The sequence below is a fragment of the Pseudomonas urmiensis genome, from assembly GCF_014268815.2.
Lineage (GTDB): Bacteria > Pseudomonadota > Gammaproteobacteria > Pseudomonadales > Pseudomonadaceae > Aquipseudomonas > Aquipseudomonas urmiensis.
In genome coordinates, this window is record NZ_JABWRE020000001.1 from 5,107,835 (window position 1) to 5,132,158 (window position 24,324).

The following is a 24,324-nucleotide window of genomic DNA, read 5'->3' on the forward strand; positions in this document are numbered from 1 at the left end:
CGGTGAAGCCGTTTCGCCCAGGCGTGGTACCCACCTTGGTAGTGCTAGCGCTGCTGCCGGGCTTGATCGCGCTCGGCTGCTGGCAATTGCGCCGGGCCGATGAAAAACGCGTGCTGCTCGATACCTATGCCGAACGCCGCGTCGAGGCGCCGCTGGCCATGGCGCAAATCGAGCAATTGCCCGATCCGGCGTTTTACCGGGTACAGCTGCATGGCCGTTTCGACAGCGAGCACAGCCTGCTGCTGGATAACCGCCTGCGTGATGGCCGCGTTGGCGTCGAGTTGCTGCAACCGTTCCACGATCAGGCCAGCGGCCTGTGGTTGCTGGTCAATCGAGGCTGGTTGCCGTGGCCGGATCGGCGCGTGCCAGTGGCCTTCGACACCCCCGCAAAAGCGCTCACCCTGCACGCCTCGGTCTACGTAACGCCGGGCAGCGCCTTCCAATTACACGCCGACCCAGTCAGCGAGCAATGGCCGCAGCTGTTGACCGCCATCGACGCCGGCCAGCTGTGGCAGCAGCTAGGCCGCGACGGCTTTGCCCATGAACTGCGCCTGGAGCCTGGCCCTGCCAGCTATCGGCTGGACTGGCCGGTAGTCGCCATGGGTTCGGAAAAGCACTTGGGCTATGCCGTGCAGTGGTTCGCCCTGTCGGCGGCGCTGGTATTGCTCTACCTGTACTTCGGCTGGCACCACAAAAAGGAGAACGACCATGAGCACCGCCACGAGTCCACTGGACGTGCCTGAAGGCGGCAAACCTAGAGCCCGCGGGCGTTTGCAGCTGCTGCTGATTCTTTTGGTGGCGGTCGGCCCGATGATCCTGGCCACCAGCATGTACAAGTTCAAGTTCTGGGTGCCTGAGGGGCGCAGCTATCACGGTGCAATGATCGGCAACGGCCAGACTCGGGCCGATATCGGTATCGATGCGCAGGGTGAGCGCTGGCAGCTGTTGGTCAGCGCACCTGCGGCCTGCGCGGAGGATTGCCAGCAACTGGTGTACCTGGCCCGGCAGATCCAGGTCGGCCTGGGTCGCGACGCCAGCCGTGCCAGCCATGCGTTGGCCAGTGCCCAGCCATTGGCCGCTGACTACCAGGCGTTGCTCGGCCGCGAGTACCCGCAACTACAGCGTTATCCCCTCGACCTGCAACGCTACGGCCACAAGGTCAGCGAGCCTGGCCCGCAGCTGTGGATCGTCGATCCGCACGGCAACCTGGTGCTGCGCTACGACGCCAAGGTCAAGGGCAAGCACGTGCTCGACGATCTGCGTCACCTGCTCAAGCTGTCCAACATCGGATAGGAGCCAAACCATGGCCAGACCCGGATACCGCCTCGCCGTGTTCGCCACCCTGCTGGCACTTGTGGTCGTTCTGCTCGGTGCCTATACCCGCCTCACCCATGCAGGCCTGGGCTGCCCGGACTGGCCGGGCTGCTACGGTTTTATCAGCGTGCCCAAGTCCGACGCGCAGCTGGCCCACGCCGAGCTGCACTTCCCGGAACACCCGGTGGAAGCGGCCAAAGGCTGGGCGGAGATGGTCCACCGCTACTTTGCCGGGGCCCTGGCACTGGTGATTGCCCTGCTCGCTTTCCAGGCCGTGCGCCGCCATGCGCGTGACGGTCAGCCCTATCGCTTGCCGGTGTTGTTGCTAGGGGTGGTGTTGGCGCAAGCGGCGTTCGGAATGTGGACGGTAACCCTGAAACTCTGGCCGCAGGTGGTCACCGCGCACTTGCTTGGTGGCTTTACCACCTTGAGCCTGCTGTTCCTGCTATCCCTGCGTCTATCCCGGGCCTTTGTGCCCCTGCCAAAACTGCCGCTGAGCGTGCGCCGGGTAGCGGCGTTGGCGCTGTTGGTGGTGATCGGCCAGATCGCCTTGGGCGGCTGGGTCAGCGCCAACTACGCCGCTGTTGCTTGTATCGATCTGCCGACCTGCCATGGCCAATGGTGGCCGCCGGCGGACTTCAGCAACGGCTTCCATCTGACCCAGCACGTCGGCCCAAACTACCTTGGTGGGCAGCTGGACAGTGACGCCCGCACGGCCATTCATATCAGCCACCGGTTGGGCGCCCTGCTGGTCACGGCGGTGTTGCTGCTGCTCAGCTGGAAGCTCTATCGCAACGGCCTGGCCGGCCTGGCGCGCTTGGTGTTGCTGGCCTTGGCGCTGCAGATCGGCCTGGGTATCAGCAATGTGCTGTTGCACCTGCCGCTGGCGGTGGCCGTGGCGCACAACGCTGGCGGCGCCGCGTTGCTGTTGATGATGATGCTGGTGAACTACCGCATTCGGGTCGTCGACAAGGTTCGCCTGGGCCATGGCTGGCGCTTTACCCGCGTGGCGGGTGCGCATGTACCGATGAGGAATGACACGTGGCGACGGTTCTGAGTGAACGCCGGCAGCAGGCCGGCTGGCGCGATTACCTGGAGCTGACCAAGCCCAAGGTGGTGGTACTGATGCTGATCACCTCGCTGGCGGGGATGTTCCTCGCCACCCGCGCGGGTGTGCCGTGGGCTGTGCTGGTGTTCGGCAACCTGGGAATTGGCTTGTGCGCGGGCGCTGCGGCAGTGGTCAATCATGTGGTCGACCGGCGTATCGATGCCTTGATGGCGCGTACACATAAGCGGCCGTTGGCTGAGGGGCGAATCGCGCCGGTGCTGGCGCTGAGCTTTGCCCTGGTCTTGGCGCTGCTGGGCATGGCCCTGCTACTGACCTTTACCAATCCCCTCACTGCCTGGCTAACGCTGGCCTCGCTGCTCGGTTACGCCGTGATCTACACCGGCTTTCTCAAGCGCGCCACGCCGCAGAACATTGTCATCGGTGGGTTGGCCGGAGCTGCCCCGCCGTTACTCGGCTGGGTCGCGGTGACTGGGCATATCAGCGCTGAACCCTTGTTGCTGGTACTGATCATCTTCGCCTGGACCCCTCCGCATTTCTGGGCCCTGGCTATTCACCGCCGCGAGGAGTACGCCAAGGCCGAAATCCCCATGCTGCCGGTGACCCACGGCGAGCGTTACACCAAGCTACATATCCTGCTGTATACCTGGGTGCTGCTGGCGGTCAGTCTGCTGCCTTACGCCATTCACATGAGCGGGCCGCTCTACCTGGGCTGTGCGCTGCTGCTGGGCCTGCGCTTTGTCCAGTGGGCCTGGGTGTTGTACCGTGGCACCCGGCCGCACGCGGCGATCAAGACCTTCAAGTACTCTATCGGGTACCTGTTTGCCTTGTTCATCGCGCTGCTCGTTGATCACTACTTGTTGCTGAATCTATGACCCGAACCCAGAAAACCGTCTTCATCCTCGTCGCCGTGGTCGCGTTGATCCTCGGCCTGACCGTCAACAAGGTGCTCAATGGTCGCGGCGAGGCCAACCCCACCGAACTGATCGATGCCGGCATCATCCTGCTGCCGCAAAGCCGCACTGTGCCGGATGTGACCATGCATGATCAGAACGGCCAGCCGGTGGCGCTCGATGAGCTCAAGGGCAAGTGGTCTTTGCTGTTCTTTGGCTACACCTACTGCCCGGACATCTGCCCAACTACCCTGGCCCAGCTGCGCCAGGTCAAGAGCGAGCTGCCCAAGCAAGCGCTGGAGCGTTTTCAGGTGGTGTTGGTCAGCGTCGATCCAAACCGCGATACGGCCAATCAACTCAAGCAGTACCTGGGCTACTTCGACAAGGATTTCGTAGGTTTGGCGGGGTCGATCGAGGATACCCAGAAACTGGCCAATGCCTTGAGCATTCCGTTCATCCCGGCCGACACCAGCAAGCCTGGGTATACCGTGGATCATAGCGGCAACCTGGCGATTGTCGGGCCGGATGGGCGTCAGCGCGGGTTCATCCGGGCGCCGTTCAATAACCAGAAGCTGGTGGCGCAGTTGCCTGGGCTGGTTAAGCGCGACTGAATCGACCTAAAAGCATCGCGGGGCAAGCCCGCTCCCACGCCATTGCTCTAGGCAGGACATTGGCGAGGGAGCGGGCTTGCCCCGCGATTAGCGTTCCAGGCGGCTTAGAACGCCGGAATCACTGCACCTTTGTACTTCTCGGTAATGAAGGCTTTCACCTCAGGCGAATGCAGGGCTGCGGCCAGCTTCTTCATGTCGTCTGATTCCTTGTTATCTGGACGCGCCACCAGGATGTTCACGTAAGGCGAGTCGCTGCCTTCGATCACCAGGGCATCCTTCTCAGGATTGAGCTTGGCTTCCAGCGCATAGTTGGTGTTGATCAGCGCCAGGTCGACTTGGGTCAGCACACGCGGGATGGTCGCAGCTTCCAGTTCACGGAATTTCAGGTTCTTGCTGTTGCCGGTGATGTCTTTCACGGTGGACAGGATATTGGTCTTGTCCTTGAGGCTGATCACCCCTGCCTTGTCCAGCAGCAACAGGGCACGGCCGCCGTTGGTGGCGTCGTTAGGGATGACCACGGTAGCGCCGGAGGACAGCTCGTCGAGCTTCTTCAGCTTGCTCGAGTAAGCGCCCAGCGGCTCCAGGTGCACGCCAGCCACGCTGACCAGGTTGGTGCCCTTGGCCTTGTTGAACTCATCCAGGTACGGCTGGTGCTGGAAGAAGTTGGCGTCCAGGCGCTTCTCGGCGACCTGCACGTTTGGCTGGATGTAGTCAGTGAACACCTTGACCTTAAGATCGACACCTTCTTTGGCCAATTGCGGCTTCACGAACTCGAGGATCTCGGCGTGCGGCACCGGGGTGGCGGCAACGGTCAGGGTGTCGGCATTGGCCGAGAAGGCCGCAGCGGCGGCGACGACAGCAAGCAGTTTTTTCATCAATCACTCCTTGTGAGGGCCGCGACGGCCCCCGAACGGGTCGGCTGGGCCGACCCCATTGGGGTTACTTACGGGAAAAGTGCACGACCAGTTTGTCGCCGACGCTTTGCAGAACTTGAACCAGGATCAGCAGCAGCACCACGGTCACGATCATGACGTCAGTCTGGAACCGCTGGTAGCCGAAGCGGATCGCCAGGTCACCCAGCCCGCCGGCACCGACCACGCCGGCCATCGCGGTGTACGACACCAGGGTAATGGCCGTCACGGTGATCGCGGCAAAGATACCCGGACGGGCCTCTGGCAGCAGTGCGTTGGTGATGATCTGGCGGGTAGTGGCGCCCATCGACTGGGTCGCTTCGATGATGCCGCGGTCCACTTCACGCAGGGCGGTTTCCACCAGACGAGCGAAGAACGGCGTGGCCCCGACCACCAGTGGCGGGATAGCCCCGGCGACGCCCAGCGAGGTGCCGGTGATCAGCACGGTGATCGGGATCATCACGATCAGCAGGATGATGAACGGCAGCGAGCGCAGGATGTTGACCACCAGCGACAGCAGCGCGTACACACCCTTCTGCTCGAACATCTGCCGCGGTCCGCACAGGAACAGCAGCACGCCCAGCGGCAGGCCCAGCAGCACGGTGAAGAACAGCGAGCCGAACAGCATGATCATGGTGTCGATGGTGGCGAGCCAGATTTCGGCCCAGTCGACGTTAGCAAAGAAATTCAGGGCGTCCATCAACGCAGTACCTCCATATGTACATCAGCTGCCTTGAAGCGGTCGAACGCCGCCTCCATGTCGCCGCCAGTCACGGCCAGGGTCAGCTGCCCATAGGGGACATCCTTGATGCGGTCGATACGCCCGGCCAGGATGCTGTAGTCGACACCGGTTTCGCGGGCCACAGTGCCCAGCAGCGGCGCGTAGGTGGCTTCACCCTGGAAGGTCAGGCGCACGATGCGCCCTGGCACGTGGGCGAAGTCGTCGCGTTGCTCGCCCTCATCGACTTGCTCGTCTTCCTGGACGAAGCGCTTGGTGGTCGGGTGCTGTGGGTGCAGGAACACCTCGGCCACCGGCCCTTGTTCGACGATCTGGCCGGCGTCCATCACCGCCACGCGGTCGCAGACCCGGCGGATCACGTCCATTTCATGGGTGATCAGGACGATGGTCAGCTTCAGTTCGCGGTTGATCTCCGCCAGCAGCTGCAGCACCGAGGCGGTGGTTTGCGGGTCGAGGGCACTGGTGGCCTCGTCGCACAGCAGGATCTTCGGCCGGGTCGACAGGGCGCGGGCGATACCGACGCGCTGCTTCTGCCCGCCAGACAACTGGGCCGGGTACTTCTTGGCGTGGTCTTGCAGGCCAACGCGGGCGAGCAATTCAGTCACGCGCTTGTCGATCTCGGCACGCGACAGCTCGCCGGCGAGCAGCAGCGGCAAGGCGACGTTGTCGGCAACGGTCTTGGAGGCCAGCAGGTTGAAGTGCTGGAAGATCATCCCGACCTGCTGGCGGAAGCCGCGCAGCTGGTTGGCGTCGAACGCGGTGACGTCTTCGCCATCGACGATGATCTTGCCGCCGCTTGGCGCTTCAAGGCGGTTGATCAGGCGCAGCAAGGTGCTCTTGCCGGCGCCGGAGTGGCCGATCAGGCCGAACACTTGGCCATTTTCAATGGTCAGGCTGGTCGGATTGAGGGCGGGGATGTCCCTACCGGCGACGCGGTAGGTCTTGTGCACATGTTGAAACTCGATCACGTAGCGAACCTTGTGGGGCGCATGGAAGTTGGGTCAGCGGTAAGCCGGGCGCGCATTTTAGCCTTTTCCCATAGCTGTTCTTAGCATTTATTTCGTAACCGACCAATCGCGCGGATATAACGCGACAGCCGGTAAACCTGATTGAACGCCTGTCGCCACCCTCCAGTCACTACTAGAACAAGCCCGTTAGGGCAGCCTGAAGACTGATGAGGAGAGCCGAAGATGCCCAGCAAGAACCCCGACGCCCCCCGTGAAAGCCAGCTCGCCGGCACCCAGACCCCCGACCGCGCCAACACCAATGCCAAGCTGCAGAGCCTGGAAAACTTCCGTGGCGATGCTACCGGCGAAGCGTTGCGCACCAATCAGGGGGTGAAGATAGCCGACAACCAGAACTCTCTCAAAGCCGGCGCGCGCGGGCCTTCGCTGCTCGAAGACTTCATCATGCGCGAGAAGATCACCCACTTCGACCATGAGCGCATTCCCGAGCGTATCGTTCACGCCCGTGGCACCGGTGCGCATGGTTACTTTCAGAGCTATGGCGACCATGCCGAGCTGACCAAGGCTGGGTTCCTGCGCGATCCAGAGAAAATCACCCCGGTGTTCGTGCGCTTTTCCACAGTGCAGGGGCCGCGTGGCTCTGGCGACACGGTGCGCGACGTGCGCGGTTTTGCCGTGAAGTTCTACACCGATGAGGGCAATTTCGACCTGGTTGGCAACAACATGCCGGTGTTCTTTATCCAGGATGCGATCAAGTTTCCCGACTTTGTCCATGCGGTGAAGCCCGAACCGCACAACGAGATCCCCACTGGAGGCTCGGCCCACGACACCTTCTGGGACTTCGTCTCGCTGGTGCCGGAGTCGGCGCACATGGTCATCTGGGCCATGTCTGACCGCGCCATTCCGCGCAGCCTGCGGATGATGGAAGGCTTTGGCGTGCATACCTTCCGCCTGATCAACGCCGAGGGTGTGGCCAGCTTCGTCAAATTCCACTGGAAGCCCCGTCAGGGTGTGCACTCGGTATTGTGGGACGAAGCGCAAAAACTGGCAGGCAAAGACACCGACTACCATCGCCGTGACCTGTGGGAAGCGATCGAAACGGGTGACTATCCGGAGTGGGAGCTGGGCGTACAGATCGTGCCGGAGGCGGATGAGCACAAGTTCGACTTCGACCTGCTCGACCCGACCAAGATCATCCCCGAAGAGCTGGTGCCGGTGACCCCGCTGGGCAAGATGGTGCTCAACCGCAACCCGGACAACTTCTTTGCCGAGGTCGAGCAGATCGCCTTCTGCCCCGGACACATCGTGCCGGGTATCGACTTCACCAACGACCCGCTCTTGCAGGGCCGGCTGTTCTCCTACACCGATACCCAGATCAGCCGCCTGGGTGGGCCGAACTTCCATGAAATCCCGATCAACCGCCCGGTTGCGCCCAATCACAACGGTCAGCGCGATGCCTTGCACCGCATGACCATCGACAAGGGGCGCGCCTCCTACGAGCCCAACAGTATCGACGGCGGCTGGCCTAAGGAAACCCCACCAGCCCCGCAAGATGGCGGATTCGAGAGCTATCAGGAGCGTATCGACGCCAACAAGATCCGCCAACGCAGTGACTCGTTCAGCGACCACTTCTCGCAGGCGCGGTTGTTCTTCCAGAGCATGAGCGCGCATGAGCAACAGCACATCATCAAGGCCTACAGCTTTGAGTTGGGCAAAGTTGAGCGCGAGCATATTCGAGCGCGCGAGGTGAACGAGATTCTCGCCAACATCGATCTGAAGTTGGCGGCGGCAGTGGCGGCCAACCTGGGTTTGCCGGTGCCGAAGAAGGGCACGGTGCAGGTCAAGGGTTCGAAACTGGCCAAATCGCCGGCGTTGAGCCAGATGAATCACCCCGGCAGTGTGGGGATCAAGGGGCGCAAGATCGCCCTGCTGGTGGCCGATGGGGTCGATGGCGCGGATGTCGACAGGTTGGTCAAGGCGCTGGAAGCGCAAAGTGCCCGGCCGTTGCTGTTGGGGCCGAGTTCGGCGCCAGTGAAGACTGCCGATGGCCAGGCGCTGGCGGTGGATGCGTCGATGGAGGGAATGCCGTCGGTGCTGGTCGACGGGGTTTTGGTTCCGGCTGGCAAGGCTTCGCTGCAGGCGCTGGGTGAAAGTGGCCTGGCCAAGCATTACTTGCTTGAGGCCTATAAGCACCTCAAGGCGATAGGCGTGGCTAAGGACGCCAAGGCATTGCTGGACAAGCTGGGGCTCAAGGAAGACAAGGGGTTGCTGGTCGGAGATGATCAGAAAGCAGTCGATGCCTTCGTCAAGGCAGTGGAAGGGCATCGAGTCTGGGAGCGCGAGGCGGCCGCTGAATCTGTTCCGGCGTGAGATTTTTGGGGCTGCACAGCAGCCCCAAAATTTTCAACCCTGATGCGGTACCAGCACCACCTGCGCTGGCAGCGAGCGCTGAATTTCATGCTTCTGCTTCAGCTCAAAGCCACTGTCGAGCTTGCGCACGCGCTTTTCCAGCAAGGTTTTCAACCAGGGCGCATCGTCAGTGCGCGGCACCTGGAAGACCACGTCGCACTGATAATTCACCACATCCGCGGCAATGTCATCGAGCTGGCGGCGCATGGCGCGGCTGTCGGTGGTCTTCAGCGCCACCACAGTGCTCGGCGCAGACGGATCGATCACTCGCGCCTTGGGCTTGGCCTCAGCCGCCTTGAGCGCAGCTTCCGCGCGCTCAAGCTCAGCCTTGCGTGCCTGGGCCACGGCATCACCGCCGGTGATGGCAGGTGCACGCGGCATCAGTGCCCGTGCACGCGCCAGGGCAGTGGCGGCAGCATTGACATCGCCCTTTTGCAGCACGATCTGGCTACGGCGCAGATAGGCTTCGGCCAATTGCCGCTGATACTGTTCAACACGGGCATCGTCAGGCGATTGCGCCTGCAAGGCGGTCAACTGATCTTCGGCTGTGGCCAGCTCGTTGCTGGCAATGCTCTGCTCCAGTTGCCCCCAGGCATCAGGCTGGGCAGGCGCGGTCGATTGTTCGACCGGGGCGCTGGAACACGCGGCCAGGAACAACGAAAACACGGCAACAAGCAGATAACGGGAGGCGAACGGCTTCATTCCTGCGACTCTCTATTTGCGCAAAAAGCGAGCAAGTCTACACCCAGGTGCGCACGCTCGAAAACAAGTCTTACAGACCCTTTACCCGCGAAAAGGTTGCAGGATGCGCCTGCGCGCACCCAGATTTTCAGCGCTTCGGCACCGCCAGGCTCAGCAAGAATAGCACCGCCGCGCAGACCACGATCGATGGGCCGGCCGGGGTGTCCTTGAACCAGGACATCGCCAGGCCGCCGCATACCGCCGTGATCCCCAGCAGGCTGGCGCCCAGCGCCATCTGCTCGGGCGAGCGGGCGTGACGCTGCGCCGCAGCCGCTGGAATGATCAGCAACGAGGTGATCAGCAACACGCCGACGATCTTCATCGCCACGGCAATCACGACCGCGATCAACAGCATCAGCGCCATGCGCAGGGCCGCCACCGGCAGGCCTTCGACCATCGCCAGCTCTTCGTGCACGGTGATCGCCAGCAGTGGCCGCCACAGTGCACCGAGCAGCAGCAGGACCAGCGCACTGCCGCCGAGGATCCAGCCCAGGTCAGTCGGGCTGATCGCCAGCAGGTCGCCGAACAGATAGGCCATCAGGTCGATGCGCACATCGTGCATGAAGCTCAGCACCACCAGGCCCAGCGACAAGGTGCTGGGTGCGAGGATGCCGAGCAAGGTGTCGGAGGCCAGCGGCTGACGTTGTTGCAGGGTCACCAGCAGGATCGCCAGCAACAGGCAGCCAACCGTCACCGCCAACGCTGGGCTCACGTCCAGCACGAAACCCAGTGCTACCCCGAGTAAAGCGGCGTGGGACAGGGTATCGCCGAAGTAGGCCATCCGCCGCCAGACCACGAAAGACCCCAGGGGGCCGGCCACCACAGCCAAGGACAGTCCCGCGAGCAGGGCGTAGAGAAGAAAATCAGCCATGCTTGCAGTGCTCTCCGTGAACATGGGTGCCGGGGGCGACCACCGAGCCATGCAGGTCGTGGCTGTGATCGTGATGGTGGTGGTAGATCGCCAGGCTAGGTGCGTTCTGGCCGAACAGCTCGACGAAGGCTGGGTCGCCACTGACCTGCTCCGGATGGCCCGAGCAGCACACATGGCGGTTCAGACAGACCACCTGGTCGGTGGTGCTCATCACTAGGTGCAGGTCGTGCGAGACCATCAGCACGCCGCAGCCGTGGCGGTCGCGCAGGCGGGTGATCAGGTTGTACAGCTCGGTCTGGCCGACCACGTCGACGCCCTGCACCGGCTCGTCGAGCACCAGCAGTTGCGGCTCGCGCAGCAGCGCCCGGGCCAGCAGCACACGCTGCATCTCACCACCGGAGATGTTCTGGATCGGGTTGTCGATGACCTGTTCGGCGCCCACTTCCTGCAACGCTGAAACGGCTGCCGCGCGGTCTACACCGGGCACCAGGCGCAAGAAGCGCAGTACCGACAGCGGCAGCGTCGGGTCGACCTGGATCTTCTGCGGCATGTAGCCGATGCGCAGCTTGGGCTTGCGCCAGACCTTGCCCCGATGGGGCTTGAGCAGGCCCAGCACGGCACGCACCAGGGTGGTCTTGCCGGCGCCATTGGGGCCGATCAGGGTGACGATCTGGCCAGGCGCCACTGCCAGGTCAATGTTGTCCAGAACCGCTTCGCCTGCGAACGTGACCCCGACCTGTTCGAGGCGGATCAGTGCATCGCTCATGCCGCGCCTCGGCAGTTGCCGCACAGGCCCACCACTTCCACGGTCTGGGTTTCGACGCTGAAACCGACGGCCTTGGCGCTGGCGACGATGGCGCCGCTGATGCTGTCTTGCTCAAGCTCGATGGCCACGTGGCATGCGCGGCAGATCAAGAACTGACCCTGGTGCGCGTGCTCAGGATGGCTGCAGCCGATAAACGCGTTGAGCGAGGCGATGCGGTGCACCAGGCCGTTTTCCAGGAGGAAATCCAGCGCCCGGTACACGGTTGGCGGCGCTGCGCGGCGGCCGTCCTGCTCACTGAGCACTGCGAGGATGTCGTAGGCGCCCAGCGGCTTGTGGCTCTGCCAGACCAGCTCCAGCACCCGGCGGCGCAAGGCAGTCAGGCGCAGGCCTTGGCGGATGCAGATGGCATCGGCTTCGGCCAGGGCGCTGTGCACGCAATGGGAATGGTCGTGGGGACGGTGAGCCAGCGGCGTGATGGACATGAGCGGCGACGGTTCTGAATGGAGACGTTATTATGTTACCTGTTTCTGACAAGTCGAGTATTCACCGTGCCCCGTTTCCTTGTCCTTTTTGTCGCTTTTTTCGCCTGTTCTGCCCAGGCTGACGTCCGCGTGCTGACCAGCATCAAGCCCTTGCAGCAGATTGCCGCGGCGGTGCAAGACGGCGTTGGCAGCCCTGACGTGCTGCTGCCGCCTGGTGCCTCGCCGCACCACTACGCCTTGCGCCCTTCCGACGTACGGCGCGTGGGCGATGCGGACCTGTTGTACTGGATCGGCCCGGACATGGAAAACTTCCTGCCGCGCGTCCTCAACGCCCGCAGCAAGCCAAGCGTTGCCGTGCAGTCGCTGCCCGGCATGCAACTGCGCCACTTTGGCGAGGACAGCCATTCGCACGATGAAGGTGGGCACGACGACCATGACGATCACGACCATGATCACCGCCCAGGCAGCCTGGATGCGCATTTGTGGTTGTCGTCGGTCAATGCGCGGGTGATTGCCGCGAAGATGGCCGCAGACCTGGCCAAGGTCGATCCAGCCAATGCGGCGCGTTACCAGGGCAATCTCAAAGCCTTCGACGAGCGGCTGGACGCGTTGGACCAGCGTATCAAGGCACGCGTGGCTGGGGTGGCCAACAAGCCGTACTTCGTGTTCCACGAGGCCTTCGACTACTTCGAGGCCAACTATGGCCTCAAGCACACTGGGGTATTTAGCGTTGCCTCGGAAGTGCAGCCAGGGGCGCAGCACGTGGCGGCGATGCGCAAGCGCCTGCAGGAAGTGGGCAAGACGTGTGTATTCAGCGAGCCGCCGCTGCGCCCGCGTTTGGCTGAGACGCTGACTGCCGGGTTACCGGTGCGCCTGGCCGAGCTGGATGCCTTGGGTGGCACGGACCCTGTGGATGGCAAGGGCTATGAGCGCTTGCTGGAGAAGCTGGGCAGCGATCTGGCGGGGTGCCTGGAGCAATTGTGATGCACTGCTGACGCTACGCGGGGCAAGCCTGCTCCCACGCCTGGGAGCGGGCTTGCACCGCGATAGGCCACTGGCTTTACAGCGCGAACGGCAATTTCAACGCCACCTGCTGACGCTGCGCCAGTCGCACCTCAAACTCGCTCGGGTCGTGGATCATCACATCCATCCCGGCAAACGACTCGGCTGCGATCAGGCGCGACAGCCAGAAGCGCACGCAGGCCACCCGCAGCATCACCGGCCAAAGCTCGGCTTCCGCCGCAGTGAACGGCCGCAGCCCGGCGTAGGCCCCCAGCAGCGCCTGCGCGCGTGGCAGGTCGATGCCGGACTTATCATCCAGGCACCAGTCATTCACGGTAATGGCGATGTCATACAGCATCGGCCCCGAGCAGGCGTTGTAGAAGTCGATCAGCCCCGTCAGGTGGGTGCCTTCGAACATCACGTTGTCGCGGAACAGGTCAGCGTGCAGGTTGGCCCGTGGTAGCGCGAGAAGCTGCGCCTTGTGTGCGGCGATCTCATCCAGTGCAGGCTGCAACAGGCGCTGTTGCGCCTCGCTCAGGTGCGAAATCAACTCGGCGCCAGACTCCAGCATCCAGTCCAGACCTCGGTCGGTCTTGCGCTCCAGGGTGTTGTCGCGCGTGGCCAGGTGAATGTGCGCCAACAATTCGCCAACTTGAGCACAGTGCTGATTGTTCGGCACCTTGATGTGCTTACCCGACAGTCGTGGCTGCAACAGTGCCGGCTTGCCGTTGAGCTCGCGCAGGCCATTACCCTCGCGATCACGCACGGCGTAAGGCACTGGCATGTCGGCTTGGTGCAGCACATCGAGCAGGTCGATGAAGAACGGCATGTCTTCGGCAGGGCCGCGTTCGATCAGCGTCAGCACGAACTCACCCTGTTCGAGGCTGACGAAGAAGTTGCTGTTCTCGGTACCGGCGGCAATGCCCTGGAAGTCGAGCAGACGGCCCAGCTCATACGGCGCCAGAAAGGTTTCCAGCTCGGGCCGGGACACAGGGGTGAAAACTGACATGATGAAAAGTTGCCCATGCGGGCACTTCCGCCGGGAAGTGCCAGGTTGATGTGAACGGTACGCGTCAGATTACCACTCGAAGATCTTCCACGACGGAATCAGCATGTCCGGCTGGTCGGATCGAATGAAATTGCCGTCGGAGCCGTCGGCGCGTACCAGGAAATAAGGTTTGCCGTTTTTCGGCGTGATTTTGATCGCATACAGGAAGCCGTTTTGACGGTACTCCTGAATGGTTCGATCGCCTTCCGTGCGAATGGTCACATCGGGATCTGCCGATGGGGCGTCGTCCGCCGCCTGGGTGACGATAGGCGTGGTTGCCAGAAGGCCGAGCAGTAACAGGCGATTGAGTGTCCGCATGATAACCTTGTCCCTTTGTCGTCAATGACTCCGGCTATTCTAGCGCCGGACCCGCCGAAAAGGTTGATTCTCCTCATGAGCCAAGCGCCTCTCGTCCTGGTGGACGGTTCTTCATACCTCTACCGCGCCTTTCACGCGCTGCCGCCGCTGACCACGTCCAAAGGTCTGCCGACCGGCGCGGTCAAGGGCGTGCTGAACATGCTCAAGAGCCTGCGCAAGCAATACCCTGACAGCTTGTTCGCGGTGGTCTTCGACGCCAAGGGCGGGACCTTCCGCGACGCCATGTTCGCCGAATACAAGGCCAACCGCCCAAGCATGCCGGATGACCTGCGCGTGCAGGTCGAGCCCCTGCACGCCAGCGTCAAGGCGCTGGGCTATCCACTGCTGTGCGTAGAAGGCGTCGAGGCCGATGACGTGATCGGCACCCTGGCCCGCAGCAGTGCGGCAGCCGGCCGTCCGGTGATCATTTCGACCGGCGACAAGGACATGGCCCAATTGGTGGACGGGCACATTACCCTGGTCAACACCATGACCGGTAGCGTGCTGGATATTGCTGGCGTGCACGAGAAATTCGGCGTCGGCCCGGAACATATCATCGACTTCCTGGCGCTGATGGGCGACAAGGTCGACAACATTCCTGGCGTGCCAGGCGTCGGCGAGAAGACCGCCGTGGGCCTGCTGACCGGGATCGGCGGTGGCCTGCGCGAGGTCTACGACAACCTCGACAAGGTCCCTGCCCTGCCGATTCGCGGCGCCAAGGGCCTGCCGGCCAAGCTGGAGGAGCATCGCGACGCGGCGTTCCTGTCGTACGAACTGGCGACCATCAAGGTCGACGTGCCGCTGGATATCGAAGTCGATGCGCTGGTGTGTGGCGAACCGGACCGCGAAGCCTTGCTGGCGCTATACACCGAGATGGAGTTCAAAAGCTGGATCGCCGAAGTTCAGCGCGATGCAGTCAAGGTTGGCGAAGTGATTACGCCAGTTGAAGAACCGCAGGCCAAGGTCGAGCCGCAATACGAAACCATCCTCGACCAGGCGCGTTTCGACCTGTGGTTGGAGAAACTGCGCCAGGCATCGCTGTTTGCCTTCGACACGGAAACCACCAGCCTCGATGCCCAGCAGGCCAAGTTGGTCGGCCTGTCGTTCGCGGTGGAACCGCACGTGGCCGCGTATGTGCCGCTGGCCCATGACTACGAAGGCGCCCCGGTCCAACTGGATCGCGACGCTGTACTGCTGGCGCTCAAGCCGCTGCTGGAAGACCCGACCAAGGGCAAGATCGGCCAGAACGCCAAGTACGACATCAATATCCTGGCCAACTGCGCGATTGGTGGCGACCAGGCGCACGGCATCGACATGCGCGGTGTGGCTTACGACACCATGCTCGAATCCTACGTGCTCAACTCCACCGCTACCCGGCACGACATGGATAGCCTGGCGCAGAAGTATCTGGACCACACCACCATTGCCTTCGAAGACATCGCCGGCAAAGGCGCCAAGCAGCTGACCTTCAACCAGATTCACCTGGACAAGGCCGGGCCTTACGCCGCCGAAGATGCCGACATCACCTTGCGCCTGCACCAAGCGTTGCAGGCACGCCTGGCCAAGACGCCCAGCGTGCAGCCGGTATTGATGGACCTCGAAATGCCGCTGGTGCCGGTCTTGGCCAAGATCGAGCGCCAAGGCGCGCTGGTCGATGCCAACTTGCTGGCGATCCAGAGTGGCGAGCTGGGCGTGAAGATGGCTGAGCTGGAGCGCGAAGCCTTTGCCTTGGCCGGTGAAGAGTTCAACCTGGGCTCGCCCAAGCAGCTTGGCGTGATCCTGTATGACAAGCTGGGCATGCCGGTGCTGAGCAAGACCACCAAGGGCCAGGCTTCGACCGCCGAAGCGGTGCTGGCCGAGCTGGCCGAGCAGGATTACCCGCTGCCCAAGGTGCTGATGCAGTACCGCAGCCTGAGCAAGCTGAAGAACACCTACACCGACAAGCTGCCGCACCAGATCAACCCGCGCACTGGGCGCATCCACACCTCCTATCAGCAGGCGGTGGCGGCCACGGGGCGTTTGTCGTCGAACGACCCGAACTTGCAGAACATCCCGATTCGGACTGCCGAAGGACGGCGTATTCGCCAGGCGTTCGTGGCCAGCCCCGGCTACAAGCTGTTGGCTGCCGACTATTCGCAGATCGAGCTGCGCATTATGGCCCACCTGGCCAAGGACGAAGGCCTGTTGCATGCCTTCCGCAATGACCTCGATGTGCACCGGGCGACGGCTGCAGAAGTGTTTGGCGTGGATCTGGCGGCTGTTACCACCGACCAGCGTCGCAGCGCCAAGGCGATCAACTTCGGCCTGATCTATGGCATGAGCGCCTTCGGCCTGGCCAAGCAGATTGGCGTCGATCGCAAACAGTCGCAGGACTACATCGACCGTTACTTCGCCCGCTACCCTGGGGTGCTGGCCTACATGGAGCGCACTCGCGCCCAGGCCGCCGAACAGGGCTTCGTCGAAACCCTGTTCGGCCGTCGCTTGTACCTGCCGGACATCAACGCGAAAAACCCGGCGCTGCGCAAAGGTGCCGAGCGCACGGCGATCAACGCGCCGATGCAGGGCACGGCAGCAGACATCATCAAGCGCGCCATGGTCGCGGTGGATGGCTGGTTGAGTGGCAGCGGCCTGGATGCTCGAGTGATCCTGCAGGTGCACGATGAATTGGTGCTGGAAGTGCGCGAAGACCTGGTCGAGCAGGTGAAGGAGCAAATTCGCCCGTACATGAGCAATGCCGCGCAGCTCGACGTGCCGTTGCTGGTCGAAGTAGGTGTTGGCTCGAATTGGGACGAAGCTCACTAAACGGCGTAGGAAAGATGTGTAGGATCTGCGCTGTAGTGTCGCGGATCCGACGCTGGCCTGGTGCCATTAGAACGGGAGTTTCATGAAACTATCGCAAATAGTTTCCAGAGCTTCGGAACTAAACCGGTGAAGCGGAACTCAGAGTAACTGAATGGCTGGTGAAGCCTTTCGATGCTCCTATGTTGTGTTAAGTGTTGGCAGATACCTGGACCCCGCCCTAGCGGTCCAGACTTGAACCCCAGACTTCCCCCTCCCCATATGAAGTCCGGGGTTTTTTTTGCCTGCGATTCAGGATTTCACAGCGTGGGGGCCGCTTCGCAGCCCCAAAAATCTAAATCACTCCGCCGGCTTGTCTTCCAGCTCCATCCACCCCGCCAATACAGCATAGGCCTCTTCCAGCCCCTGGCGCTTGGGTGCCGAGAACAACTGGATGGTCGCCGCGTCGCCCCAGCCCTTGCGAATCTCTGCTTGCACCTTGAGCAGCGTGTTCTTCGCCGCACCAAAGGTCAGCTTGTCGGCCTTGGTCAGCAGAATGTGCATGGGCATGCCGCTGGCCTTGGCCCAGTCGAGCATCATCTTGTCGAAGTCGGTCATTGGATGGCGCACGTCCATCATCAGGATGATCCCTTTCAGACACTCACGTCCGCCCAGGTAGGCTTCAAGGTGACGCTGCCAGTGCTGCTTGAGCGGAATCGGTACTTTTGCATAACCGTAGCCCGGCAAGTCGACCAATCGCCGTTCATCGTCCAGACTGAAGAAATTCAACAGCTGGGTGCGCCCTGGGGTTTTCGAGGTACGCGCCAGGCTGGCATGGGTCAGGGTGTTGAGGGCGCTGGATTTACCGGCGTTGGAACGGCCGGCGAAAGCCACCTCGTAACCCTGGTCTTCCGGGCATTGTTCGACCTTGGCAGCGCTAAGGGCGAATGTGGCTTTCTGGCAGAGGCCGAGGATGGGGTTCTTGACTTGCATGGGATATCCGATGTGGGTGTTGCCTAATCCAGGCAGTGTCGTTTCCGTTTGGAGGACGGAAGTATATAATGCCCCAGTTTTTGTGTGTGCATTCTCCCAGCGAAGGAGAGCGCACATGGGGTGTCGAACATTAGCTCGCGCAATAGAACGCAGCGCGGCCCCCAACCCTGAAAGGTCGTTCCGCAAGGCGAAATGGCTATTGGCTGTCGGTATGTTCCTACCGTTTTTCAGCGCACAGGCTACACAGGATCCCGAGGCGTTGTACAACCGCAGCTGCGCTGCCTGTCACGCCGGACAACTGCCTCAGGCACCCAAGAAGGGTGACTCGGCAGCTTGGGAGCCAAGGCTGGCGCAGGGTATGGAGGTATTGGTAGCGAATGTTACTCGGGGTTTCAAGGCTATGCCGCCGCGTGGATTGTGCATGGACTGCAGTGCCGAGGACTACCGTTTGGTCATCCTCTGGATGACCGGTAGTCCCGATACATAACATTTCACCCTTAGCCGTGTTGGATTAGCTGATGAACAAACTATTCGTGAGTCTGCTGTTGACCATGGGGGTTGCAGGTGCGGCCAATGCTGCGGACCCTATCAAAGGCGATGCCGCCGCCGGTCAGGCGAAAACTGCCGTCTGTGGTGCCTGCCACAACCCTGACGGCAACAGCCTGGCGCCGAACTTCCCCAAACTCGCCGGCCAAGGCCAGCGATACCTTGAGAAGCAACTGCACGACATCAAGTCTGGCAAGCGTACGGTGCTGGAGATGACCGGCATGCTCGAGCCCTTCAACGAGCAGGATCTTGCCGACATCGCCGCTTATTTCGCCAGCCAGAAGGGCAGTGTCGGCGCTGCCGATCCGAAACTGGTCGAACGCGGTCGTGCGCTGTTCAATGGCGGCGATCTGGAAAAAGGCATGCCTGCCTGCACTGGCTGCCACTCGCCGAACGGCGCCGGCATCGCCTTGGCCGGCTTCCCCCACCTGAGCGGCCAGCATGCCCAGTACGTGACCAAGCAGCTCACAGATTTCCGTGAGGGCAACCGCACCAACGATGGCGACGCGATGACCATGCGTTCTATCGCCGGCAAGCTGAGCAACAAGGACATCGACGCCCTGGCCAGCTATATCCAGGGGCTGCACTGAGGCAATGTCCTTAGGGCTGCTTTGCAGTCCGTCGTGCAGCGCGGACCCTGTGGGAGCGGGTTCACCCGCGAAGGGCCGCAACGCGGCCCCGGCAACCTAAGTGTTTAACACTCAGTTAATGGTCGATGGCTAAAGATGAAAGGGCGGCCCACACCGCCCTTTTTTTTGTCCGTAGCCGTTACACTACAGAACTCGAGCCCTTCCCGACCTGTCACAGCACCGGTCGCGTCGAGGCGACCAATGACTGCTCAGGAGTAAAGCATGCGTAAACTGATTCTCAGCGCTGCGCTGGTCGCCGCCAGCGTATTCGGTATGACCGCCGTCCAGGCCGCCGAGCCTGCAACAGCGGGCAAGGAATATATCGAGCTGAGCAACCCTGTTCCGGTTTCCCAGCCAGGCAAGATCGAAGTCGTCGAGCTGTTCTGGTACGGCTGCCCACACTGCTATCACTTCGAACCGACCGTCAATCCGTGGGCTGAAAAACTGCCGGCGGACGTCAACTTCAAGCGCGTTCCAGCCATGTTCGGCGGCCCTTGGGACGCCCACGGCCAGATGTTCCTGACCCTTGAAGCCATGGGCGTCGAGCACAAGGTGCACGCCGCTGTCTTCAAAGCAATTCAGGAGCAGGGTAAAAAGTTGGTCAAGCCAGACGAAATGGCCGAGTTCCTCGCTACCCAGGGCGTAGACAAGGACAAGTTCCTCGCTACCTTCAACTCGTTCGCCATCAAAGGACAAGTGAACCAGGCTCGTGAACTGGCGAAGAAGTACGAAATCACCGGCGTACCGAGCATGGTGGTCAACGGTAAATACCGCTTCGATTTGGGTACTGCCGGCGGTCCGGAAGGCGTGCTGAACGTCGCCGACCAGCTGATCGCCAAGGAGCGCGCCGCTAAGTAAGCGGCGAACTCATGGCTCGCTTGCGCTCCACCCGGGGTGTTGGCCTGCACCAGCCGCAGGTCAACGAGCATCACCTGCAGGCCCCTGGCTTGCCTGAGGATGGTCGACTGCGGCTGCTCAGTTTCAATATCCAGGTGGGCATCAGCACCGAACGCTACCGGCACTACCTGACCCGCAGCTGGCAGCATCTGCTGCCGCACAACGGGCGTGCCGGCAACTTGCAGAAGATCGGTGCGCTGCTCAGCGACTTCGACCTGGTCGCCCTTCAGGAAGCCGATGGCGGCAGCCTGCGCTCGGGCTACGTCAACCAGGTCGAGCACCTGGCCCAGTTGGGGGCGTTCCCCTACTGGTATCAGCAGCTCAATCGCAACCTCGGGCGTTTCGCCCAACACAGCAACGGCGTACTCAGCCGCCTCAAGCCCCAGCACCTTGAAGACCATCCCCTGCCCGGCCCAGCCGGTCGGGGTGCGATCCTGGTGCAGTTCGGCGAGGGCAAGGACGCGCTGATCGTGGTGATGATGCACCTGGCGCTGGGTGCCAAGACCCGCGCCCTGCAATTGAGCTACATCCGCGAGCTGATTGGCGGCTACCGTCATCAGGTGCTGATGGGGGACATGAACACCCATGCCAACGACTTGCTCGAACACTCGCCGCTGCGCGATCTGGGCCTGATTGCACCGCAAGTCGAGGCCACCTTCCCAAGTTGGCGCCCGCAGCGCTGCCTGGACCACATCCTGCTCAGCCCAAGCCTGACCTTGGAGCGGGTCGAGGTGCTGGCGCAGCCGATTTCCGATCACCTTCCCGTTGCCGTCGAGATTCGATTGCCTGACGCATTGACTGTGGATACGCTGCCGGTCTTGAGCTAATTGCCATCACCCCGCAGTGGACCCAGGCATGACCGAAGACGCCGAGCGCTGGAAAGAAAAATACTTAAAAAGCATCGAACAGCAGGAAAAACTCGAGCGCCGTTGGGATGCCCGTCTCGACTTGCTGCGTCGTGGCCTGGTGCGCAGTACCTTGGCCGCCGAGGGCAGCGACAAGGCGGTGGACCAGTGCATGAAGGAAATGCGCGAGGTCATCCGCAGCGACAACATGGACGCGGGGCTTGCCAACCTGATTCCGCGTCTGGAAAAGGCGGTACTCGACTCCGAGCAGCGTCGCGAAACCCGCATGAACCAGGTGAGCGATGCGCTGACCGCGCTAGTCACTCAGCTCCAGGCCCTGCCGCTGTCCGGTGATGTCGCTCGGCCACTGAAAAAACTGGCGAAGAAACTCGATGGTGGTGTCAGCCAATCGCGCGAGTTGCCGCCCCTGCTTGGTGAGCTCAGTGGTTTGCAGGGCAGAGCCCTGACCCTGCTGCAGAGCCCGGAAGAAGAGGCCCGCCCCGGCTTTTTGCAGCGGCTTTTCGGTAAAGCTGAACAAGAGTCTCGGCCGGAACACGCAGAATCGCCGCAGCCTGCACCGGTTCCAACGCCAGCTTTGGCAGAGCCTGCTGTCGAGAGCGAATCTGCTCTGCAGCCCGTCAAAGACGAAGTGCTTCAGCCCTCGGCACCTGCAATCATGGCCGCTGCGCCAGAGCCAGTGGAACCGATTGCAGCCAAACCACTGATCACTGAGGAGCAAACAGAGGCGCCTGCGGCAGAAGTGGCGCAGGCGTTGCTGCTGGAGCCCTCGCAGCCGGCGCTGATTGATGCGCCTGAGGCTGAGCCCGCTCCAGTCATTGCCAGTCAGGAGCCAAACGAGCCAGAGCAAGCGATACTTGCTCAAGCAGAGCCTGACGAACTTAGCGCGATAGAGCCAGAGCCAGAGGCGGCGCCGGAGCAGGTCGAACTGCTCGACGGTGAGGATGGCCCTTATGCCCTGCCTAACGCCGTCGAGCCACCCTACAGCCAAGTCGCTGCGCATATCGAGCAAACCTTGATCGGCTTGCTCGATGACCTGAGCCTGCCCGAGCGGCACAAGGCCCAGGCGCTGGAAATGCGCGAGCGCGTGGCGCGAGGGCTGAACTGGTACGAACTGATCCCGGTGCTGGATGATCTGGCGGTACTCATGCTGGCCATCACCGACAGCGGCCAGCATGAGTTCGAGGCCTACTTGCAGCAGCTCAACGAGCGCCTCGAAACCTTCCAGAGCCATCTGCACGAAGCCAGCGCCGGGCATGCCGACAACAGTACTGCGGCGCGTGAGCTGGACAGCCAATTGCGCGAACAGGTCGATGGTCTGCAAAGCAGCGTCCAGGGCGCCGCTGACCTCGATAGCCTCAAGCACATTCTGGACAATCGCCTCGAAGGCCTGCTGGTGACCATCGACGATCACCAGCACGAGCGTGACCGCCGCGAGCAGGAACTGGCCGGACGCCTGCATGGCTTGGCCGAGCGGGTGGCGAACATGGAACAGGAAGCCCTGGGGTATCGCGAGCACCTTGAGGAGCAACGCCAGAAAGCCCTGATCGATCCCCTAACCGGGCTGCCCAACCGCGCCGCGTGGTCAGAACAGGTCGAGCGCGAAGTGCAGGATTGGCAGGAAAACGGCGGCCACTTGCTGATGGCGATCCTTGACCTTGACCACTTCAAACGCATCAACGACGGCTATGGCCACCTGGCCGGCGACAAGGTGTTGAAGATCGTCGCCGACCAGTTACGCAAGCGCCTGCGTGGCCGCGACTTCATCGCACGCTTTGGCGGTGAAGAGTTTGTCCTGCTATTGCCGCAAACGTCACCGGCTGCTGGCGCCCAAGTGGCTGAATCCCTGCGCGCCGCCATCGAAGCATGCCCTTTCCATTTCAAGGGCGAGCGGGTGGTGATTACCGCCTCCATTGGCATCAGCGCATTCCGCACCGGCGAGCGTGGCGATCAGGTGCTCAAGCGTGCCGACGAAGCCTTGTATAGAGCCAAGGATCTGGGACGCAATCGGGTGGAACTGGCCTAACTATCTACCGCATTCCTGATGCCACGGTTGCTCATGATGATTTCGCCGAAATGCAGAGACCTTCGGCATTTCGAGGCTTGAGTAACTCTAATCAGGAGCGACGCGATGAAGATGATGAAATGGGTACTACTGCTGGTCATGAGTATCGCCTATCAGACGAGTGCCATGGCCAAGGACACCTACTGGACTGCGCATGTTGGCAAAGATGGGACGGTCTTGCGGCAGTGGCCGAAATGGATCGAAAATGTAGAGCTGTCAGCGAACGCTAACTATTTCAGTCAGTACAAGCTGATATTCAACAACCGCATCGTGCATCAAGACCCAGGCTTTTGCACGGTTTCGCCCATTGATGGCAGCACCGAGGATCGTCTGTTGCATGGGCAGGCCAAAGTCATTGGTAAGCCGAAAGCTGAAGGCGTCACGGTGCTGACCCAGTTGGTCGATGTTAAAGGCGCAAGTGGTGACAATTCGTTGGAATTCCTGGTGATGTGTATGCGCTAAGGCGTTGTTTCCTACAAGCGCCTGAGAGAGAGCACGTTATACTGTAGCGACTTGTCACTTCTTCATGATGTGCTCTCTTTCGATGAAAACTGTAATTTCAGCATTTCTCCTTGTAATGCTTGCTGGCTGTGCCAGCGGCCTGCGCATCGACCGCAGCCATGTCTCGGCGAACCAGGACGAGCGCATCCAGTTCGTCGTCCTGCATTACACCAATGCCTCACTCGAACGCTCGTTGGCCTTGTTGACCCACGGCGAGGTCAGCAGCCACTACCTGATCGGCGATGGTCCGGCCACGGTTTATCAGTTGGTTGACGAGAGCAAACGTGCCTGGCATGCCGGCGATAGCCAATGGGACGGTCGCACCTGGCTCAATTCCAGCTCCATCGGCATCGAGATCGTCAACCCGGGGTTCACCGACACACCCAATGGTCGGGTCTGGCACCCCTACAGCGAAGCGCAGATCCAGGCGCTCATCGCGTTGCTCCAGGATATCGTCAAGCGTAACCACATCCAGCCGCGCTACATCATCGGGCACAGCGACATCGCGCCCTTGCGCAAGCTCGATCCTGGGCCGCTGTTCCCATGGAAACGCTTGGCAGATGCAGGCTTGGGCATTTGGCCTGAAGCCAATGCAGTCGCGCGGCAGCGGGCGTACTTCGAGGTCAATCCGCCATCGATTACCTGGTATCAGCAACAGTTGCTGCGCTTTGGTTACTCCATCGAACAGACCGGCGAACTGGATGTAGCGACTCGGCATGTGCTGGCGGCCTTCCAGATGCGCTTCCGCCCGCAGCGGTTCGATGGCATGCCGGATGCGCAAACTGCGGCGATGTTGCAGGTGCTCAACCAAAAGCGTTGAACCGCGCGCGCCCAACGGCCGTGCCGACTGACCATTCCGTTGCTATACCTCTTGGTA

General features: G+C 61.9%; 25 protein-coding genes. 15 read left to right on the top strand and 10 right to left on the bottom strand.

Annotated features, from left to right (window positions below):
• The first annotated feature begins 2 nt into the window (after positions 1 to 2).
• The 5 genes from HU737_RS23125 to HU737_RS23145 are packed head-to-tail and all read left to right on the top strand — an operon-like array spanning position 3 to position 3,884.
• Positions 3 to 743 carry an SURF1 family protein gene (locus HU737_RS23125; RefSeq protein ID WP_186553184.1) on the top strand — a complete coding sequence of 247 codons (741 nt, stop codon included), beginning with the start codon at positions 3 to 5 and terminating at the stop codon, positions 741 to 743.
• Positions 709 to 1,293 carry a PA_0111/PP_0108 family redox-active disulfide protein gene (locus HU737_RS23130; protein ID WP_186553185.1) on the top strand — a complete coding sequence of 195 codons (585 nt, stop codon included), beginning with the start codon at positions 709 to 711 and terminating at the stop codon, positions 1,291 to 1,293. Before HU737_RS23125 ends, HU737_RS23130 begins: the two co-directional genes overlap by 35 nt.
• A 10-nt stretch (positions 1,294 to 1,303) precedes the next feature.
• On the top strand, positions 1,304 to 2,371 hold the full coding sequence (locus HU737_RS23135; protein WP_186553186.1) for a COX15/CtaA family protein: 1,068 nt from the start codon (positions 1,304 to 1,306) through the stop codon (positions 2,369 to 2,371).
• Positions 2,356 to 3,255, top strand: a complete 900-nt coding sequence (gene cyoE, locus HU737_RS23140; protein ID WP_186553187.1) for a heme o synthase — start codon at positions 2,356 to 2,358, stop codon at positions 3,253 to 3,255. Before HU737_RS23135 ends, cyoE begins: the two co-directional genes overlap by 16 nt.
• A complete protein-coding gene (locus tag HU737_RS23145) occupies positions 3,252 to 3,884 on the top strand; it encodes an SCO family protein (RefSeq protein ID WP_186553188.1) in 633 nt (210 codons plus the stop codon). The genes cyoE and HU737_RS23145 overlap by 4 nt, the downstream gene beginning before the upstream one ends.
• Before the next feature lie 104 nt (positions 3,885 to 3,988).
• Here the strand turns inward: HU737_RS23145 and HU737_RS23150 are convergent, their stop codons facing one another.
• From HU737_RS23150 to HU737_RS23160, 3 genes are all read right to left on the bottom strand, one after another.
• Positions 3,989 to 4,759, bottom strand: coding sequence for a MetQ/NlpA family ABC transporter substrate-binding protein (locus HU737_RS23150; RefSeq protein ID WP_186553189.1), 771 nt, complete (start codon positions 4,757 to 4,759; stop codon positions 3,989 to 3,991).
• 64 nt (positions 4,760 to 4,823) lie between these two features.
• Entirely contained in the window at positions 4,824 to 5,495 is a 672-nt protein-coding gene (locus HU737_RS23155; protein ID WP_186553190.1) for a methionine ABC transporter permease, read from the bottom strand.
• Complete coding sequence (locus HU737_RS23160; RefSeq protein WP_186553191.1) at positions 5,495 to 6,502, bottom strand: methionine ABC transporter ATP-binding protein; 1,008 nt, start codon at positions 6,500 to 6,502, stop codon at positions 5,495 to 5,497. The genes HU737_RS23155 and HU737_RS23160 overlap by 1 nt, the downstream gene beginning before the upstream one ends.
• A 222-nt stretch (positions 6,503 to 6,724) precedes the next feature.
• Here HU737_RS23160 and katE point away from each other — a divergent pair, with 222 nt between their 5' ends.
• The gene (gene katE / locus HU737_RS23165; RefSeq protein WP_186553192.1) at positions 6,725 to 8,869 is read left to right on the top strand and encodes a catalase HPII; all 2,145 of its coding nucleotides are present in this window, start codon (positions 6,725 to 6,727) and stop codon (positions 8,867 to 8,869) included.
• A 33-nt stretch (positions 8,870 to 8,902) separates the two neighbouring features.
• Here the strand turns inward: katE and HU737_RS23170 are convergent, their stop codons facing one another.
• From HU737_RS23170 to zur, 4 genes are all read right to left on the bottom strand, one after another.
• On the bottom strand, positions 8,903 to 9,610 hold the full coding sequence (locus HU737_RS23170; RefSeq protein ID WP_186553193.1) for a PA5502 family lipoprotein: 708 nt from the start codon (positions 9,608 to 9,610) through the stop codon (positions 8,903 to 8,905).
• A gap of 127 nt (positions 9,611 to 9,737) precedes the next feature.
• Positions 9,738 to 10,520, bottom strand: a complete 783-nt coding sequence (znuB, locus tag HU737_RS23175; protein WP_186553194.1) for a zinc ABC transporter permease subunit ZnuB — start codon at positions 10,518 to 10,520, stop codon at positions 9,738 to 9,740.
• Positions 10,513 to 11,286 (bottom strand): zinc ABC transporter ATP-binding protein ZnuC, encoded by a 774-nt coding sequence (znuC, locus tag HU737_RS23180; RefSeq protein ID WP_186553195.1) that lies wholly within the window; start codon positions 11,284 to 11,286, stop codon positions 10,513 to 10,515. Before znuC ends, znuB begins: the two co-directional genes overlap by 8 nt.
• Positions 11,283 to 11,768, bottom strand: coding sequence for a zinc uptake transcriptional repressor Zur (zur, locus tag HU737_RS23185; RefSeq protein WP_186553196.1), 486 nt, complete (start codon positions 11,766 to 11,768; stop codon positions 11,283 to 11,285). The genes znuC and zur overlap by 4 nt, the downstream gene beginning before the upstream one ends.
• Positions 11,769 to 11,786: 18 nt before the next feature.
• Here zur and HU737_RS23190 point away from each other — a divergent pair, with 18 nt between their 5' ends.
• Complete coding sequence (locus HU737_RS23190; RefSeq protein WP_186553197.1) at positions 11,787 to 12,752, top strand: zinc ABC transporter substrate-binding protein; 966 nt, start codon at positions 11,787 to 11,789, stop codon at positions 12,750 to 12,752.
• A gap of 76 nt (positions 12,753 to 12,828) precedes the next feature.
• Here HU737_RS23190 and HU737_RS23195 read toward each other — a convergent pair whose 3' ends face one another.
• Together HU737_RS23195 and HU737_RS23200 are read right to left on the bottom strand one after the other, a co-directional pair.
• The gene (locus HU737_RS23195) at positions 12,829 to 13,779 is read right to left on the bottom strand and encodes a homoserine kinase (protein WP_186553198.1); all 951 of its coding nucleotides are present in this window, start codon (positions 13,777 to 13,779) and stop codon (positions 12,829 to 12,831) included.
• 69 nt (positions 13,780 to 13,848) lie between these two features.
• A complete protein-coding gene (locus HU737_RS23200; RefSeq protein ID WP_186553199.1) occupies positions 13,849 to 14,136 on the bottom strand; it encodes a DUF2782 domain-containing protein in 288 nt (95 codons plus the stop codon).
• A gap of 75 nt (positions 14,137 to 14,211) precedes the next feature.
• On the opposite strand from HU737_RS23200, the gene polA reads away from it, so the two are divergent.
• Positions 14,212 to 16,977, top strand: coding sequence for a DNA polymerase I (gene polA / locus HU737_RS23205; protein ID WP_186553200.1), 2,766 nt, complete (start codon positions 14,212 to 14,214; stop codon positions 16,975 to 16,977).
• A 336-nt stretch (positions 16,978 to 17,313) separates the two neighbouring features.
• Here the strand turns inward: polA and yihA are convergent, their stop codons facing one another.
• Complete coding sequence (yihA, locus tag HU737_RS23210; RefSeq protein ID WP_186553201.1) at positions 17,314 to 17,946, bottom strand: ribosome biogenesis GTP-binding protein YihA/YsxC; 633 nt, start codon at positions 17,944 to 17,946, stop codon at positions 17,314 to 17,316.
• A gap of 211 nt (positions 17,947 to 18,157) precedes the next feature.
• On the opposite strand from yihA, the gene HU737_RS23215 reads away from it, so the two are divergent.
• The 7 genes from HU737_RS23215 (at position 18,158) to HU737_RS23245 (ending at position 24,267) form a co-directional block, all read left to right on the top strand.
• Positions 18,158 to 18,433, top strand: coding sequence for a c-type cytochrome (locus HU737_RS23215; protein ID WP_225915747.1), 276 nt, complete (start codon positions 18,158 to 18,160; stop codon positions 18,431 to 18,433).
• Between the two features lie 31 nt (positions 18,434 to 18,464).
• On the top strand, positions 18,465 to 19,082 hold the full coding sequence (locus HU737_RS23220) for a c-type cytochrome (RefSeq protein WP_186553203.1): 618 nt from the start codon (positions 18,465 to 18,467) through the stop codon (positions 19,080 to 19,082).
• A gap of 261 nt (positions 19,083 to 19,343) precedes the next feature.
• The gene (gene dsbA, locus HU737_RS23225; protein WP_186553204.1) at positions 19,344 to 19,979 is read left to right on the top strand and encodes a thiol:disulfide interchange protein DsbA; all 636 of its coding nucleotides are present in this window, start codon (positions 19,344 to 19,346) and stop codon (positions 19,977 to 19,979) included.
• A gap of 11 nt (positions 19,980 to 19,990) precedes the next feature.
• A complete protein-coding gene (locus HU737_RS23230; RefSeq protein ID WP_186553205.1) occupies positions 19,991 to 20,845 on the top strand; it encodes an endonuclease/exonuclease/phosphatase family protein in 855 nt (284 codons plus the stop codon).
• Positions 20,846 to 20,873: 28 nt separating this feature from the next.
• Positions 20,874 to 22,907: a GGDEF domain-containing protein gene (locus tag HU737_RS23235; protein ID WP_186553206.1), complete on the top strand. Its 2,034-nt coding sequence runs from the start codon at positions 20,874 to 20,876 to the stop codon at positions 22,905 to 22,907.
• A gap of 105 nt (positions 22,908 to 23,012) precedes the next feature.
• A complete protein-coding gene (locus tag HU737_RS23240; protein ID WP_186553207.1) occupies positions 23,013 to 23,408 on the top strand; it encodes a hypothetical protein in 396 nt (131 codons plus the stop codon).
• Between the two features lie 67 nt (positions 23,409 to 23,475).
• Positions 23,476 to 24,267 carry an N-acetylmuramoyl-L-alanine amidase gene (locus tag HU737_RS23245; RefSeq protein ID WP_392467485.1) on the top strand — a complete coding sequence of 264 codons (792 nt, stop codon included), beginning with the start codon at positions 23,476 to 23,478 and terminating at the stop codon, positions 24,265 to 24,267.
• The last annotated feature ends 57 nt before the right edge of the window (positions 24,268 to 24,324 follow it).

Excerpts from the sequence above, each read along its gene's own strand:
- HU737_RS23235 (WP_186553206.1), top strand. The coding sequence starts at position 20,874 with ATGACCGAAGACGCCGAGCGCTGGAAAGAAAAATACTTAAAAAGCATC.
- HU737_RS23230 (WP_186553205.1), top strand. The coding sequence starts at position 19,991 with ATGGCTCGCTTGCGCTCCACCCGGGGTGTTGGCCTGCACCAGCCGCAG.
- HU737_RS23155 (WP_186553190.1), bottom strand. The coding sequence starts at position 5,495 with ATGGACGCCCTGAATTTCTTTGCTAACGTCGACTGGGCCGAAATCTGG.
- znuC (WP_186553195.1), bottom strand. The coding sequence starts at position 11,286 with ATGAGCGATGCACTGATCCGCCTCGAACAGGTCGGGGTCACGTTCGCA.
- HU737_RS23220 (WP_186553203.1), top strand. The coding sequence starts at position 18,465 with ATGAACAAACTATTCGTGAGTCTGCTGTTGACCATGGGGGTTGCAGGT.
- HU737_RS23200 (WP_186553199.1), bottom strand. The coding sequence starts at position 14,136 with ATGCGGACACTCAATCGCCTGTTACTGCTCGGCCTTCTGGCAACCACG.
- HU737_RS23195 (WP_186553198.1), bottom strand. The coding sequence starts at position 13,779 with ATGTCAGTTTTCACCCCTGTGTCCCGGCCCGAGCTGGAAACCTTTCTG.
- HU737_RS23170 (WP_186553193.1), bottom strand. The coding sequence starts at position 9,610 with ATGAAGCCGTTCGCCTCCCGTTATCTGCTTGTTGCCGTGTTTTCGTTG.
- HU737_RS23150 (WP_186553189.1), bottom strand. The coding sequence starts at position 4,759 with ATGAAAAAACTGCTTGCTGTCGTCGCCGCCGCTGCGGCCTTCTCGGCC.
- polA (WP_186553200.1), top strand. The coding sequence starts at position 14,212 with ATGAGCCAAGCGCCTCTCGTCCTGGTGGACGGTTCTTCATACCTCTAC.
- HU737_RS23145 (WP_186553188.1), top strand. The coding sequence starts at position 3,252 with ATGACCCGAACCCAGAAAACCGTCTTCATCCTCGTCGCCGTGGTCGCG.
- znuB (WP_186553194.1), bottom strand. The coding sequence starts at position 10,520 with ATGGCTGATTTTCTTCTCTACGCCCTGCTCGCGGGACTGTCCTTGGCT.
- HU737_RS23130 (WP_186553185.1), top strand. The coding sequence starts at position 709 with ATGAGCACCGCCACGAGTCCACTGGACGTGCCTGAAGGCGGCAAACCT.
- HU737_RS23135 (WP_186553186.1), top strand. The coding sequence starts at position 1,304 with ATGGCCAGACCCGGATACCGCCTCGCCGTGTTCGCCACCCTGCTGGCA.
- yihA (WP_186553201.1), bottom strand. The coding sequence starts at position 17,946 with ATGCAAGTCAAGAACCCCATCCTCGGCCTCTGCCAGAAAGCCACATTC.
- HU737_RS23245 (WP_392467485.1), top strand. The coding sequence starts at position 23,476 with ATGTGCTCTCTTTCGATGAAAACTGTAATTTCAGCATTTCTCCTTGTA.
- HU737_RS23190 (WP_186553197.1), top strand. The coding sequence starts at position 11,787 with ATGGAGACGTTATTATGTTACCTGTTTCTGACAAGTCGAGTATTCACC.
- HU737_RS23240 (WP_186553207.1), top strand. The coding sequence starts at position 23,013 with ATGAAGATGATGAAATGGGTACTACTGCTGGTCATGAGTATCGCCTAT.
- dsbA (WP_186553204.1), top strand. The coding sequence starts at position 19,344 with ATGCGTAAACTGATTCTCAGCGCTGCGCTGGTCGCCGCCAGCGTATTC.
- zur (WP_186553196.1), bottom strand. The coding sequence starts at position 11,768 with ATGTCCATCACGCCGCTGGCTCACCGTCCCCACGACCATTCCCATTGC.
- HU737_RS23215 (WP_225915747.1), top strand. The coding sequence starts at position 18,158 with ATGTTCCTACCGTTTTTCAGCGCACAGGCTACACAGGATCCCGAGGCG.
- katE (WP_186553192.1), top strand. The coding sequence starts at position 6,725 with ATGCCCAGCAAGAACCCCGACGCCCCCCGTGAAAGCCAGCTCGCCGGC.